This is a genomic window from Marinococcus halophilus, from assembly GCF_900166605.1.
Lineage (GTDB): Bacteria > Bacillota > Bacilli > Bacillales > Marinococcaceae > Marinococcus > Marinococcus halophilus.
Window position 1 is genome coordinate 1199396 of sequence record NZ_FVZD01000006.1, and the last position, 12654, is coordinate 1212049.

At 51.1% G+C, this 12654-nt stretch carries 15 protein-coding genes; all 15 read left to right on the plus strand.

Annotated elements, in window-relative coordinates; all coding sequences use genetic code 11:
- Nucleotides 1-42 precede the first annotated feature (42 nt).
- The 15 genes from fliM to B5066_RS12230 are packed head-to-tail and all read left to right on the plus strand — an operon-like array spanning nt 43 to nt 12639.
- The gene (gene fliM / locus B5066_RS12160; protein WP_079476175.1) at nt 43-1038 is read left to right on the plus strand and encodes a flagellar motor switch protein FliM; all 996 of its coding nucleotides are present in this window, start codon (nt 43-45) and stop codon (nt 1036-1038) included.
- The gene (gene fliY / locus B5066_RS12165; RefSeq protein WP_079476176.1) at nt 1031-2194 is read left to right on the plus strand and encodes a flagellar motor switch phosphatase FliY; all 1164 of its coding nucleotides are present in this window, start codon (nt 1031-1033) and stop codon (nt 2192-2194) included. Before fliM ends, fliY begins: the two co-directional genes overlap by 8 nt.
- A gap of 22 nt (nt 2195-2216) precedes the next feature.
- On the plus strand, nt 2217-2579 hold the full coding sequence (locus B5066_RS12170) for a response regulator (RefSeq protein WP_079476177.1): 363 nt from the start codon (nt 2217-2219) through the stop codon (nt 2577-2579).
- A gap of 22 nt (nt 2580-2601) precedes the next feature.
- Nucleotides 2602-3240, plus strand: coding sequence for a flagellar biosynthetic protein FliO (locus B5066_RS12175; RefSeq protein ID WP_079476178.1), 639 nt, complete (start codon nt 2602-2604; stop codon nt 3238-3240).
- Complete coding sequence (gene fliP / locus B5066_RS12180) at nt 3237-3923, plus strand: flagellar type III secretion system pore protein FliP (protein ID WP_022792783.1); 687 nt, start codon at nt 3237-3239, stop codon at nt 3921-3923. Before B5066_RS12175 ends, fliP begins: the two co-directional genes overlap by 4 nt.
- A 25-nt stretch (nt 3924-3948) precedes the next feature.
- The gene (fliQ, locus tag B5066_RS12185) at nt 3949-4218 is read left to right on the plus strand and encodes a flagellar biosynthesis protein FliQ (RefSeq protein WP_022792784.1); all 270 of its coding nucleotides are present in this window, start codon (nt 3949-3951) and stop codon (nt 4216-4218) included.
- Nucleotides 4219-4225: 7 nt separating this feature from the next.
- Nucleotides 4226-5008 (plus strand): flagellar biosynthetic protein FliR, encoded by a 783-nt coding sequence (gene fliR, locus B5066_RS12190; RefSeq protein WP_079476179.1) that lies wholly within the window; start codon nt 4226-4228, stop codon nt 5006-5008.
- Nucleotides 5005-6087 (plus strand): flagellar biosynthesis protein FlhB, encoded by a 1083-nt coding sequence (flhB, locus tag B5066_RS12195; RefSeq protein WP_079476180.1) that lies wholly within the window; start codon nt 5005-5007, stop codon nt 6085-6087. Before fliR ends, flhB begins: the two co-directional genes overlap by 4 nt.
- Before the next feature lie 15 nt (nt 6088-6102).
- The gene (flhA, locus tag B5066_RS12200; RefSeq protein WP_079476181.1) at nt 6103-8136 is read left to right on the plus strand and encodes a flagellar biosynthesis protein FlhA; all 2034 of its coding nucleotides are present in this window, start codon (nt 6103-6105) and stop codon (nt 8134-8136) included.
- Complete coding sequence (locus B5066_RS12205; RefSeq protein ID WP_079476182.1) at nt 8133-9209, plus strand: flagellar biosynthesis protein FlhF; 1077 nt, start codon at nt 8133-8135, stop codon at nt 9207-9209. Before flhA ends, B5066_RS12205 begins: the two co-directional genes overlap by 4 nt.
- Nucleotides 9199-10077: a MinD/ParA family protein gene (locus B5066_RS12210; RefSeq protein ID WP_079476183.1), complete on the plus strand. Its 879-nt coding sequence runs from the start codon at nt 9199-9201 to the stop codon at nt 10075-10077. Before B5066_RS12205 ends, B5066_RS12210 begins: the two co-directional genes overlap by 11 nt.
- 16 nt (nt 10078-10093) lie before the next feature.
- On the plus strand, nt 10094-10723 hold the full coding sequence (locus B5066_RS12215; RefSeq protein ID WP_079476184.1) for a CheB methylesterase domain-containing protein: 630 nt from the start codon (nt 10094-10096) through the stop codon (nt 10721-10723).
- The gene (locus B5066_RS12220) at nt 10723-11349 is read left to right on the plus strand and encodes a chemotaxis protein CheC (protein ID WP_244897367.1); all 627 of its coding nucleotides are present in this window, start codon (nt 10723-10725) and stop codon (nt 11347-11349) included. Before B5066_RS12215 ends, B5066_RS12220 begins: the two co-directional genes overlap by 1 nt.
- A complete protein-coding gene (locus tag B5066_RS12225; protein ID WP_079476186.1) occupies nt 11346-11849 on the plus strand; it encodes a chemotaxis protein CheD in 504 nt (167 codons plus the stop codon). The genes B5066_RS12220 and B5066_RS12225 overlap by 4 nt, the downstream gene beginning before the upstream one ends.
- A gap of 16 nt (nt 11850-11865) precedes the next feature.
- Nucleotides 11866-12639, plus strand: a complete 774-nt coding sequence (locus tag B5066_RS12230) for a FliA/WhiG family RNA polymerase sigma factor (protein ID WP_079476187.1) — start codon at nt 11866-11868, stop codon at nt 12637-12639.
- Nucleotides 12640-12654 lie beyond the last annotated feature (15 nt).

The window sequence follows — 12654 nt, forward strand, 5'->3', positions numbered from 1 at the left end:
CCAGGAGCAGCCTGAGAGAAGAGAAAGGGAGGTGAAAGCCTCTTGTCAGATGTATTATCACAGCACGAAATAGATGCCCTCCTGTCCGGCTTGTCCACTGGAGAGATGGACGGGGAACAATTGAAAAAAGAAGAAAGTGAACGCAAAGTCCGTTCCTACGATTTTAAACGCGCCCTTCGGTTTTCCAAAGAGCAGATCCGGGGCCTGTCACGGATACACGAAAACTTTGCAAGAATTCTTACCACGGCACTTTCAGGCCAGCTGCGCTCTTTTGTGGATATTAATGTGGCTTCTGTCGACCAGGTGCCCTACGACGAATTTATTCGTTCGATTCCTAAAATGACACTCCTGAATGTGTTTGAAGCTCCTCCCCTTGAAGGTCGGCTTCTGATGGAGGTCAACCCGCATGTTGGCTACGCCATGCTTGACCGGCTGCTTGGTGGCCAGGGTCAGAGCATGAACAAGGTCGAAAAGCTGACAGAAATTGAAACAAAGCTGTTGAGTTCCTTCATGCAGATGATTCTTGAATCTTTTCAAAACGCCTGGGAATCGGTGCTCAGCATTGAAACCATCGGCTCCGAAATTGAAGTAAACCCGCAGTTTCTGCAGATGGTTTCTCCAAATGAAACCGTGGTAGTCATCTCTTTAACCACCACAATCGGGGAAACGTCCGGGATGATCAATTTATGCCTGCCGCACATGGTGCTTGAAGAGATCCTGCCAAAGCTTACTACCCACTACTGGATGCAGACAAAAGTAAAAGAAAGAAACCAGCAGGAGGTAGAACACCTGAACGAGTGGCTGATGCAGGGAAATGTTTCTCTGCAGGCCATTCTCGGCACTTCCTCTATTACTATTGAGGAGCTATTACATATGGAACGCGGGGACATCTTAACGCTGAAACAGCATATTCATGACCCGCTCGAGGTGCATGTAGGCAGCAGGAAAAAATTCACAGCCCAGCCAGGAAGAAAACGAAGCCATATGGCTGTGCAAATATTAGAAAAGATAGAGGAGGGAGAAGAACAGCATGAGTAGTGACGATATGCTTTCGCAGGACGAAATTAACGAGCTGCTGAAAAACGTTGGCGCAGACGATGATAATGACAGCGGCTTTCCCTCCAGGGAAACACCGGCCGAAGAGATTGCCTCTTCTACTGAGGAAGACGGCCTTGACCACCTCTTATCCACCGAGGAAAAGGATACGCTTGGAGAAATCGGCAACATCAGCTTCAGCAGCGCGGCAACTGCCCTGTCGAGCCTGCTGAACCAGAAAGTGAGCATCACCATCCCTGGCGTGAAAGCTGTATCAACCGCAATGGTAGAGAAGTCCTTTCCACGTCCGCATGTAGCGGTAAATGTGAAATACACGGAAGGTTTTGAAGGAACCAATTTGTTTGTGATCAGCATGACGGACGCAAGCATTATCGCCAATCTGATGATGGGCGGCGATGGCAAAGTAGATGAAGCTGATAACATTGATGACATGCAGCAAAGCGCGGTACAGGAAGCAATGAACCAGATGATGGGCTCAGCCTCCACCTCCATGAGCACTATTTTTAATAAACGGGTGGATATTTCTCCTCCGGGCGTCAATATTATGAACCTGGAGCAGGAGGAATCAGCCCGCTACATCCCTGACGAAGATACGGTCGTACAGATCGCCTTCCGCATTCAGATCGGGGAGCTGATGGACTCTTATATTATGCAGCTCATACCGCTTGGATTTGCAAAAAAGATGGTCGAAGAGCTGCTTGGAACAAATAACGCAGAAGCTCCGCCGCAGCAAAAACAGGAGCCTGGCCCGGAGCGGTCCAGACAGCAGGAAGCCCGGCAGCAGACAGAGCGTGCCCAGGGGCCTGCGTCGGCTCCGACAGTAAGTGGAGCCGCTTTCTCCGAGCTCGAGGAGCCGGCCCACAGACATAGCGACGGCGGCGGGAATCTGGATATGCTCATGGATATATCGCTTGACGTGACAGTGGAGCTTGGCAGATCCCGGCAGCCGATCAAGGATATATTGGCCCTGTCCCAGGGATCGGTGGTTGAGCTTGACAAGCTTGCCGGTGAACCGGTGGACGTGCTTGTAAACCAGAAGCCCGTAGCTAAAGGGGAAGTCGTCGTCATCGATGAAAATTTTGGCGTGCGCATTACAGAAATACTCAGCCCGAGAGAACGGGTGGCTCAACTAAAATAATAATAAACAGGGAGTGGACAGCATGGCTTATTCAGTTTTAGTAGTAGACGACGCCGCGTTCATGCGGATGATGATCAAAGATATTCTGGAAAAGAACGGGTTTAACGTAGTAGGAGAAGCAAAAGACGGAAACGAAGCAGTGGAAAAATTTCAGGAAACGGCTCCGGATCTTGTGACGCTTGACATTACTATGCCTGACAAGGATGGAATCGAAGCGTTAAAGGAAATCAAAGCAGCAGATCCCAATGCCAAAGTAATCATGTGCTCAGCCATGGGCCAGCAGTCCATGGTCATTGATGCGATTCAGGCAGGGGCGAAAGATTTTATCGTAAAGCCGTTTCAGGCAGACCGTGTACTTGAAGCGATCAATAAAACGTTAGGCTGAGGGCCTGCTGCGGAGGAAAAAAATGAATTGGAAATACGCAGTGATTATAGGTGTAATAATGACAGTAATACTTCTGGCGGGCGCGGACACAGCGCTTGCCAGCACTACTGTTAATGAGTCCCTGAATCCGCAGGAAAATCAGGAGGACACGGGTTCTGGCAGTGAAGCTCCGGCAGACGAAGATTCGGTCCCTGCAGCGATGGATAACGGCAGCCTGTGGCTGAATTTTATAAAGATGATTGGAGCACTCGCGGTCGTCCTCGGCCTGCTGTTCTGGCTGCTGAAATTCATCAATAAAAAAACGAGCAGATATCAATCGACCCGCTCGCTGCAAAGCATTGGCGGAATCGGGCTCGGCCAGAATAAATCCATTCAAGTAGTTAAAGTTGGAGACAAAATGCTTGTGATTGGTGTCGGGGATACAATTTCGCTCCTTCAGGAAATTGAGGATAAAGAGGAACAGGAACGGATTACCGCCCAGGAACAAAATACATATGCAGGCGTTCCGTCAGTGATAGATAAGTGGAAAAAACGCGGAAAAAAAGAAGACAGCAGCTCGCCTTTTCACTCGATGCTTGAAGAACGGCTGAAAACAGCACGTGAGGCAAAACATCCGGAGGCGCGGGATAAACGGACGGAAGCGAAGGAGGAACAGCGATGATTATTAGTGCTCTTCCGGCGCTTGATTTCAGCGGACTGCTCGAGGGCGGCGGCGAAGGAGCGGCAACCTCGGTACAGCTAGTGCTGCTGCTTACGGTTTTATCTCTTGCCCCGGGCATTCTGGTGCTGATGACCTGTTTTACCAGAATTGTGGTCGTGCTGAGCTTTGTGCGGATGGGGCTTGCCACGCAGCAGACGCCGCCAAACCAGGTGCTTATCGGCCTTGCTTTATTTTTAACCTTCTTCATCATGGCGCCGACGCTCTCGGAAGTAAACGAGCAGGCGTTCAGCCCGCTGATGGCAGGAGAAATTGACCAGAACGAAGCGCTGACAGAAGCAGTCGGACCGATGAAGGAATTTATGTCCCGGTACACGCGGGAAAAAGACCTGGCGCTGTTTATGGATTACGCGGGCGAAGAGCGGCCGGAGTCGGTCGAAGACATTCCTCTTACATCGCTCGTGCCGGCGTTTGCGATTAGTGAACTGAAAACAGCTTTTCAGATGGGGTTTCTCATTTTTGTGCCTTTTCTTGTTATTGACATGATTGTGGCGAGTGTATTGATGAGCATGGGCATGATGATGCTTCCGCCGGTGATGATCAGTCTGCCGTTTAAAATTTTATTGTTTGTGCTTGTAGATGGATGGTATCTGATTGTGGAGTCGCTGCTCCTCAGCTACACCTAGCCGGGTTAAAGAAAGGAAGAAATGTATGTCAGCAGAACAGGTAATGCAGATCGCACAACAGGGAATATGGATGGTTTTTTTAATTGCAGGGCCGCTGCTTGTCATTGCGCTCGTTCTCGGCTTTGGTGTTGCCATATTTCAGGCGACCACCCAAATCCAGGAGCAGACGCTCGCGTTTATACCTAAGATTCTTGGCGTGTTGGCCGCCATGCTCGTGCTCGGCCCGTGGATGCTGACGCAGCTGGTGGAGTATACGAGAAATTTATGGTATCACGCCCAGCAGTTTATCGGTTGAATAGACGATGGAAGCAATAATTGAGCAGCTCCCTGCTTTTTCCCTGGTGTTTGTGCGAGTGCTCGCTTTTTTTACGACGATGCCTCTTTTCTCTTATCGGACTATTCCGAATCAATTTAAAGTAGGTTTGGCATTTTTTCTTGCTTTGGCTATTTTTCCGGCACTGGATGCTCCGCTGATGACGGTGGACGGCGAGTATATTCTCCTGCTGTTAAAAGAAGTCATGCTCGGACTTGCGATCGGGCTTATCGCGACGATTATGCTGTATGCTGTCCAGACAGCCGGAATGTTTCTTGACATTTCCTTCGGCTTTTTGGTGGCAAACGTGGTGGATCCACAGACGGGTGCCCAGAGCCCGCTTTTCGGCGGTTACTTTTACGCTTTTGCGCTCTTAATGCTTTTGGCAGTGAACGGCCACCATCTGCTGCTCGACGGCATTTATTACAGCTACAGCTTTGTGCCGATCGACCAGACAGGGCTTGCCTTCGGCGATGAAGCGGTCGTTACGCATGTGGCGGAGGCTTTTAACCAGATGTTTATTCTTGCCTTTCAGCTGGCGTTTCCGCTGGTTGGTTCGCTCTTTCTGGTTGACCTTGCTTTAGGGATCATGGCCAGAGCAGTCCCGCAGATGAATGTGTTCGTCGTCGGACTGCCGCTGAAAATTGCGGCAGGGCTGCCGCTGCTTGTAGTAGCAATTCCCGGGATGTTTTTGGCCATTCAGTACTTATATGAAGACATGTTTCACGTCTCGCGTGGACTGCTTGAACTTTTGGGGGAGGAACAGGAATGAAGTGGACACTCGATCTGCAATTCTTTTCACAGGAAAAAACCGAGGAGGCCACGCCTAAAAAACGCCGGGATACAAGGCAGAAAGGCCAGGTCCCCAAAAGTAACGATGTGAATACAGCAGTCATACTGTTTTTAGTATTTGCTCTCTTTTACATGTACGGAGGCACTATTTTTAATCATTTGCAGGCGTTAATGACGCATACATACATAGAATACATGCAGTGGGAAATTACAACGGCCAGTGTTCCGGCGATGCTGCAGGAAATTACGATCCAATCCGTTATTATTATCCTGCCGGTAATGCTCGTGGCCATGGTGGCAGGCGTGGCGGCCTCGCTTACCCAGGTTGGTTTTTTGTTCACGGGCGAACCGGTCAAAATGAAGCTTGAAAAAATTAACCCGCTCAGCGGTATCAAACGGATATTTTCAGCCCGGGCGCTTGTGGAGCTGGCCAAAGCACTTTTAAAAATCACGCTTGTCGGCGGTGTCGTTTTTACCATTCTCTGGCTCGCGCTCGACCGTCTCCTGTTTTTATCGCAAAAGGATGTTGGCGACGGATTTATGGAAATTGCCCGGCTGACCGGGCTGATGGGGATTATCGGAAGCCTGCTGCTGCTCGTGCTTTCGCTTCCGGACTATATTTATCAGAAGCACGACCACGAAAAGCAGATCCGCATGTCCAAGCACGACGTAAAGCAGGAAATGAAAAACATGGAGGGCGATCCGCTTATCCGCGGCAAACGAAAGCAGAAGCAGCAGGAACTCGCGATGGGACGGATGATGGAAGAAGTGCCGAAAGCAGATGTCGTCATTACGAACCCGACGCATTTTGCGGTCGCGCTCCGCTACGAAGAAGGGGCGATGGGGGCGCCGAAGGTGATTGCTAAGGGAGCCGATCATCTGGCCCGGAGGATTAAGGAAAAAGCAGGTGAACATGCTATCCCGATGGTGGAAAACAAGCCGCTCGCCCGTGCGCTGTATGCCCAGTCCGAGATCGATGATGAAATACCTGAAGATCTATTCAAAGCCGTGGCCGAGGTGCTTGCATACGTGTACCGCCTTAAAAGGAAAAACGGGTAGAAAAGGAGTAACGTTATGGGATTTAGAGAATTATCAGTGCTGCTCGGCGTTATATTGATCGTCATTATGCTGATCATCCCGCTGCCGACATTTATCTTAGACGTCTTAATTATGGCCAATATTTCGCTGGCGCTTCTGGTGATTCTTGTGGCGATGAACACGAAAGAGCCGCTCGAATTCAGCATTTTTCCTACGCTGCTTTTGCTTGTAACGCTGTTTCGGCTCGGGTTGAACGTTTCGACGACCCGTTCCATTTTAAGCAATGCTGAAGCAGGCAACGTTATTGAAACGTTCGGAAGCTTTGTGGTGCAGGGCAGTGCCTTCGTCGGCCTGGTGGTTTTTGTCATCCTTGTCGTTATTCAGTTTGTCGTTATTGTAAAAGGGGCAGAACGGGTGTCGGAGGTCGGGGCGCGTTTTACCCTCGACGCGATGCCTGGCAAGCAGATGAGCATCGATGCCGACCTGAACGCCGGCGTCATTTCCGAACAGCAGGCAAAAGCGCGCCGGGAGAAAATCGAACGGGAAGCCGATTTTTATGGCTCAATGGACGGGGCAAGTAAGTTTGTGAAGGGTGATGCCATCGCAGGGATTGTGATCGTTATTATCAATGTTATTTTCGGCCTTGTGATCGGCATGACCGAGCACGGAATGGATATCGGAACGGCGGCAAACACCTTTACGCTCCTTACTGTCGGGGACGGACTCGTCAGCCAGATACCAGCTCTTCTAATATCCACGGCGACTGGTATTGTTGTGACGCGGGCAGCGTCGGAGGGCAACCTCGGCCACGATATTACAAAACAGCTGTTTGCTTTCCCGCCGATGCTGTTTGTTGCTTCAGGGGCCATTTTTCTGCTCGGTGTGTTCACGCCGATCAACTTCTTTTTGACCACCTGTATTGCCGGAGCGATGGCTGCAATTGGATTTACCATCAGGCAGACGGTACTGCAGGAAGCACAGGCGGCGGTCCATGAAACCGAAGAGGCACAGGAGGAGGACCTGCGTTCGCAGGACAGCGTGATGCAGCTGCTGGATGTGGATCCGATTGAATTTGAATTCGGCTACAACCTGATCCCGCTTGCGGATGCAAAGCAGGGAGGCGATCTGCTCGACCGGGTTGTGATGATCCGGCGCCAGCTGGCGCTGGAGCTTGGTATGGTGGTGCCGGTAATACGGATTCGTGACAATATCCAGCTGCAGCCGGGCGAATACGTAGTCCGCATGCGCGGCAGTGAAATCGCCCGGGGCGAGCTTTACATGGATCATTACATGGCGATGGGCACCGGAGCTGAAGAGCCAATTGACGGCATTGAAACCACCGAGCCAGCCTTCGGGCTGCCGGCCCTCTGGATTCCGGAAGAAGAGCGGGAGATTGCCGAGGATGCCGGCTACACCGTCGTCGATCCGCCGTCCGTGGTAAGCACGCATTTAACCGAAGTCATTAAAACCCATGCCCACGAGCTGCTCGGCCGTGAAGAAACGAAGCAGCTGATTGAACACCTGAAGGAAACATATCCGACCCTTGTGGAAGAAGTGACACCTTCAATGCTCACAATCGGGGATGTACAGAAGGTACTGGCTAAGCTGCTCCGGGAAGGAGTATCCATCCGGAACATGCCGACCATTTTTGAAGCACTGGCAGAATACGGCACGATGACCAAGGATATGGACATCGTTACTGAGTACGTACGGCAGGCGCTCTCAAGACAGATTTCCAAGCAGTATGCGGACGGGGAAGAGCTGCTGCAGGTCGTTACACTCAGCGGCAGCATTGAAAAGAAAATTGCCGATGCGCTTCAGCAGACCGAAAGCGGAAATTATCTGGCAATGGATCCAAACGAATCCCAGCGGGTGGTCCAGCGCATTGGCGCAGAAGCCGAGCAGCTGATGAATCTCGGGAAAACGCCGGTTATTCTCTGTTCGCCGGCTGTGCGTATGCACGTAAGACAGCTGATTGAGCGATTTTTTCCGCAGATGCCGGTTTTATCTTATAACGAGCTTGAACCTTCGGTCGAAGTTCAAAGCGTTGGGGTGGTGAACAATGAATGAGAATGAAAAAAATTACAGCGGATTCAATGCCGGAAGCGGTGGCGAAGGTGCGGCGGGAATTTGGTGATGAAGCAGTCATTCTGCATTCCAAGCCTGTCAAAGTCAGAACATGGTTTGGATTAAAATCTGTAGAAAAGCTTGAAGTTTATGCAGGAATTGATGATGCTCCGCCCCGCAAAAAAGAACGAAAACCTCCGGCAAACATTGTGAAGCCGGACCCACCTGAAGAAATTAAGGCGGCCCAGGGCCCGGGGAAGATGACAGAAAGTCTTCCGTCTTCGGCCCCGGCGCCTTTTCGGGCCGTAGCTTCCGCTTTAAAGGCCCAGGAAGTAAACGGACAGGTGGAAGAAGAGCTGATGAACCGGTTCATGGAAAAATGGTACGCAGAGAAGGGGCGCCGGCAGGAAGCGGCTGTGCTCGAAGACTGCATACGGGAGTGGCTGGAGCATCGGCATCCCGCTGCAGAAGCGGTGCCGTCCCGAATGATTCAGCTGGTCGGCCAGACCGGGGTCGGAAAAACGACGACGCTTGCGAAGCTTGGGGCCCGGGAAATGCTCCAGAGAAAAAAATCCATTGCCTTTTTTACGACAGATACCTTCCGCATGGGAGCGGTCGACCAATTGAATACCTATGCCTCCATCATGGAAGCGCCGGTGCATGTTATCTATGACCAGGCAGATTATATCGAGGCAGTAGCCCAGTCCCGGACACATGATTATGTATTCATTGATTCTGCGGGCAGAAATTTTCTGCATGAACAGACAGTAGAGGAGGCGCAGCGCCTTCTCCCAGCCGGGGAACCGATTAAAACCGTGCTCGTACTGTCACTGACAGCTAAATACAAGGATATGAAAGAAGTCGCTGAAAAATTTCTTCCTTATATATCAAACGAGGTTATTATTACCAAAACGGACGAAACCACATCGTTTGGGGCGCTGCTGAATATTATCGATGAATTTTCGCTCCGGGTGGCGTTTGTCACTACGGGACAGGAAGTGCCGGAAGACATTGAACCAGCAGACAACCGGTGGCTTGCAGCAAAAATAGCAGGGAGGGCGCTCGGTGAAAAATGATCAGGCGGAAAGCCTGCGAGAGCAAATGCAAAAAAGGCGCCGCAGGCAGACGAGAGTGTTGTCGGTAGTGAGTGGAAAAGGGGGCGTGGGTAAATCAAACGTGTCCCTGAACGTGGCTATATCCCTGGCGGAGGCTGGAGCGGAAGTGCTGTTAATTGACATGGATACCGGGATGGCCAACCTCGATATTCTGCTCGGATGTGCGCCGATTCCCCCTTTTCAGGAAATGTTTACGGAAAATAAAAGCATCTTTGAATTAATTCAGCCGGGCCCATCCGGCGTGCAGTGGGTGGCGGGAGGATCGGGCCTTTCCGGTATTTTTCATATGGAGGAGGAGCATAAGCAGCGGTTTTACGAACAGCTTCAGCTGCTCGAAGGCGCATTTGATTTTATTATCTTTGATATGGGGGCAGGGCTGAACGAAAACCATATGCATCTGATTGCCACAACCGAGCGCGGAATCCTGGTAACGACCCCGGAGCCAACGGCGCTGATGGATGGCTACGCAATGATGAAATATATCCGGTCACATAAGAGTGACTTTCCATTTGCCGCTGTTATCAATCGGGTGGAGCAGAAAAAAGACGGCCGAGCGGCAGCGCAGAAATTAACGTCGGTCAGTGAACGGTTCCTCGGGATGCAGCTTATGCTTCTGCCGATGGTTCCAAGTGATCCAAAAGTAAGCAGGGCAGTTATGGAGCAGACCCCGCTTGTAATCGCGTACCCGAACTGTGGCGCTTCACAGAGCATGAAGCAGATCGCAGCCACTCTGTGGGTGAAAAAACGGGAACCAGCAACGGATGGCGCTCCGTTCCGGCAATTTATTACAGGAATGAAGCAGCGGTTATTCGCCTCTGCCCGCATGTAGGACGGAGCCCGAGTATATGAAAAATTACTATTCTAATTTAACAGGACCGTGGGATCTGTTGGTGATCGGCACCTCTACAGGCGGTCCGGCAGCACTGCAAAAACTCTTTCAGTCGATGCCGGAGACAGTAGCACTGCCGATTTTGGTTGTCCAGCATATGCCGTCCGGGTTCACCAGGTCGCTTGCCGACAGGCTGAACCGGGATTACAGCTGGAATGTCAAAGAAGCCGAAGACGGCGACCTGCTGCAGAAGGGCAGCGCGTATATTGCACCCGGAGGCCGGCAGCTTGAGGTCCGGAGGCACAGGGGCCAGCTGGTAACGGTGGTAAGCGAGAGCAGAACCGGCGACCGGTATCATCCATCAGTAGACATTCTGCTTGCCTCCCTTGCTGGTGTAGACAGCCTGCGCGTACTCAGCGTTATTTTAACCGGCATGGGAAATGACGGAACAAATGGATTAAAAGTATTGAAAGTGAGAGCAGTTCTTTATGCTATTGCTGAATCAGAAGAAACGGCCATTGTATATGGCATGCCCCGGGCAGCGGTCCAGGCAGGCGTAATTGATGAAGTGCTGCCGCTCCACGCGATCGGGGAGCGGATCGGGGAGCTTGTAAATAACACCGCATATGAAAAAGGGGTGAAATGATGGGCACACGTGAGGTAGAGCTCGATATATTAAAAGAAGTCGGAACCATTGGTGGGGGGAATGCGGCAACAGCACTGTCTTCGCTGCTGAAAACACCGGTCCAGATCAGCGTGCCGTTGGTGCAGATGGTCCCATTCCCTGAGCTGCTTGAAGCGGCCGGAGGGGAAGAAAAAGTGGCGGCGGTTACCTTTCTCCGTATCGCGGGTCATATCAGTGGAAGCATATTTTTTGTCCTGGAGCCCGAAGAAATGCAGACGGTTGGAAGAGCACTTGTAGAAAGCTGGAATATTTCCAGAACGCCCGAAAATGAGCAAGACTTGTTCGCCTCGGCAGTATGCGAACTAACCAATATTCTGGCCGGGTCTTATTTATCGGCGCTTTCGGATTTTACCGGGCTTTATATGATGCCGACGGTCCCGTCGTCTGCTGTTGACATGATCGGAGCGCTTTTAAGCGAAGGACTGATCGAAGCAGGCCTGGAAGGAGATGAAGCGATCATGATCGATACCAACATGACAAAAGGGGAGCATCAATCACAGATGGCAGGACGGTTTTTTATGCTTCCGGATGCTCACTCGCTTCCAAAAATTTTTGCCTCGCTTGGAGTGCAGGAGAGCGGGGCATGAAAAACGTGGACGTTAAACCAGCGAAAGTGAAAGTGGCCATGGCGGATATGCAGTGGGGGCAAAACGGCGATATTCTTACCACAAGTGGTCTTGGTTCATGTGTCGGTATTGTAATTTATTCGCTCCGGTGCCAGTGTGCCTGTCTGATCCATGCCATGCTTCCGTCATCTGAGATGGCAAGAGAGGGCCAGCATGTTAACGAAGCAAAGTATGCAGACACGGCTGTGAAAAAGGCATTCACCGGATTCGAAGAACGCCGGATCCCAATAGATTCCCTGGAAGCGAAGCTAGCCGGGGGAGCAAGAATGTTTCAGTTTCAGACAGATCATCTGAATATCGGAAAACGAAATGTTGAAGCGGCAAAAGAATTGCTTGCCGGGCGGTCGGTACCCCTGACAGCGGAAGAAACAGGCGGGCACATTGGCAGAACAATAGAATTCGACGTGGCTACGGGAGCTCTCCGGATCAAGCCGACCGGTGGAGAAACAATGATAATATGAACAGGGGGAAGGTTACATGAGTAGATCGACAGCGCATGCTCATCAGGAGATTTGGGAGAAATGGCTGGAAAATTATGACGATGCAGCGGCCGACCAATTAGTCAACATTTACACGCCCCTTGTGCATTATCATGTTCAGCGTATCGCGGCCACGCTTCCGAAAAATGTAAACCGGGAAGATCTTATGAGCCACGGATTAATGGGCCTGTACGATGCAATGAAAAAATTCGACCTGGCCCGGGATTTGAAATTTGATACATACGCCTCCTTCCGGATACGCGGGGCTATTATTGATGGGCTCCGCCAGGAGGACTGGATGCCGCGCTCCCTTCGGGAAAAGACAAAGAAAATTGAAGAGACGGCTGAATGGCTTGAACAAAAAAAGGGGCGTTTCGTCTCCGACCGGGAGATTGGTGAAGAACTGGATATGAAGTCTTCAGAGGTATCGAAAGTAATAGCGGAAAACTATTTTGTGCATATGCTTTCCATGGACGAAGCGACACCGGATGGTGAGCGTGATGAAACGTACCGGGGAGCGATTGTGGATCCTAACGCTCCGTCGCCGGAGGAAATGCTTACCGACCAGGCTTCTCTGCACGAGCTGGGTGAAGCAATAGCCCAGCTGCCCGAAAAAGAACAGAAGGTCGTTTCTCTTTTTTACCTGGAGGAAATGACGCTGACGGAAATCGGCCATATTTTGTCCCTGTCTACGTCCCGGATTTCACAGATTCACTCCAAAGCGCTTTTCCGGCTGAGACAGTATTTAAAGCAGACGGAAGAAAGAACGTGAGAAGGGAGAATGGCG

Bases quoted from the DNA above. Each gene is read 5' to 3' on its own strand.
- B5066_RS12170 (WP_079476177.1), top strand. From the start codon at position 2,217: ATGGCTTATTCAGTTTTAGTAGTAGACGACGCCGCGTTCATGCGGATG.
- fliP (WP_022792783.1), top strand. From the start codon at position 3,237: ATGATTATTAGTGCTCTTCCGGCGCTTGATTTCAGCGGACTGCTCGAG.
- flhA (WP_079476181.1), top strand. From the start codon at position 6,103: ATGGGATTTAGAGAATTATCAGTGCTGCTCGGCGTTATATTGATCGTC.
- B5066_RS12230 (WP_079476187.1), top strand. From the start codon at position 11,866: ATGAGTAGATCGACAGCGCATGCTCATCAGGAGATTTGGGAGAAATGG.
- B5066_RS12225 (WP_079476186.1), top strand. From the start codon at position 11,346: ATGAAAAACGTGGACGTTAAACCAGCGAAAGTGAAAGTGGCCATGGCG.
- B5066_RS12175 (WP_079476178.1), top strand. From the start codon at position 2,602: ATGAATTGGAAATACGCAGTGATTATAGGTGTAATAATGACAGTAATA.
- fliQ (WP_022792784.1), top strand. From the start codon at position 3,949: ATGTCAGCAGAACAGGTAATGCAGATCGCACAACAGGGAATATGGATG.
- fliR (WP_079476179.1), top strand. From the start codon at position 4,226: ATGGAAGCAATAATTGAGCAGCTCCCTGCTTTTTCCCTGGTGTTTGTG.
- flhB (WP_079476180.1), top strand. From the start codon at position 5,005: ATGAAGTGGACACTCGATCTGCAATTCTTTTCACAGGAAAAAACCGAG.
- fliY (WP_079476176.1), top strand. From the start codon at position 1,031: ATGAGTAGTGACGATATGCTTTCGCAGGACGAAATTAACGAGCTGCTG.
- B5066_RS12215 (WP_079476184.1), top strand. From the start codon at position 10,094: ATGAAAAATTACTATTCTAATTTAACAGGACCGTGGGATCTGTTGGTG.
- B5066_RS12205 (WP_079476182.1), top strand. From the start codon at position 8,133: ATGAGAATGAAAAAAATTACAGCGGATTCAATGCCGGAAGCGGTGGCG.
- B5066_RS12220 (WP_244897367.1), top strand. From the start codon at position 10,723: ATGGGCACACGTGAGGTAGAGCTCGATATATTAAAAGAAGTCGGAACC.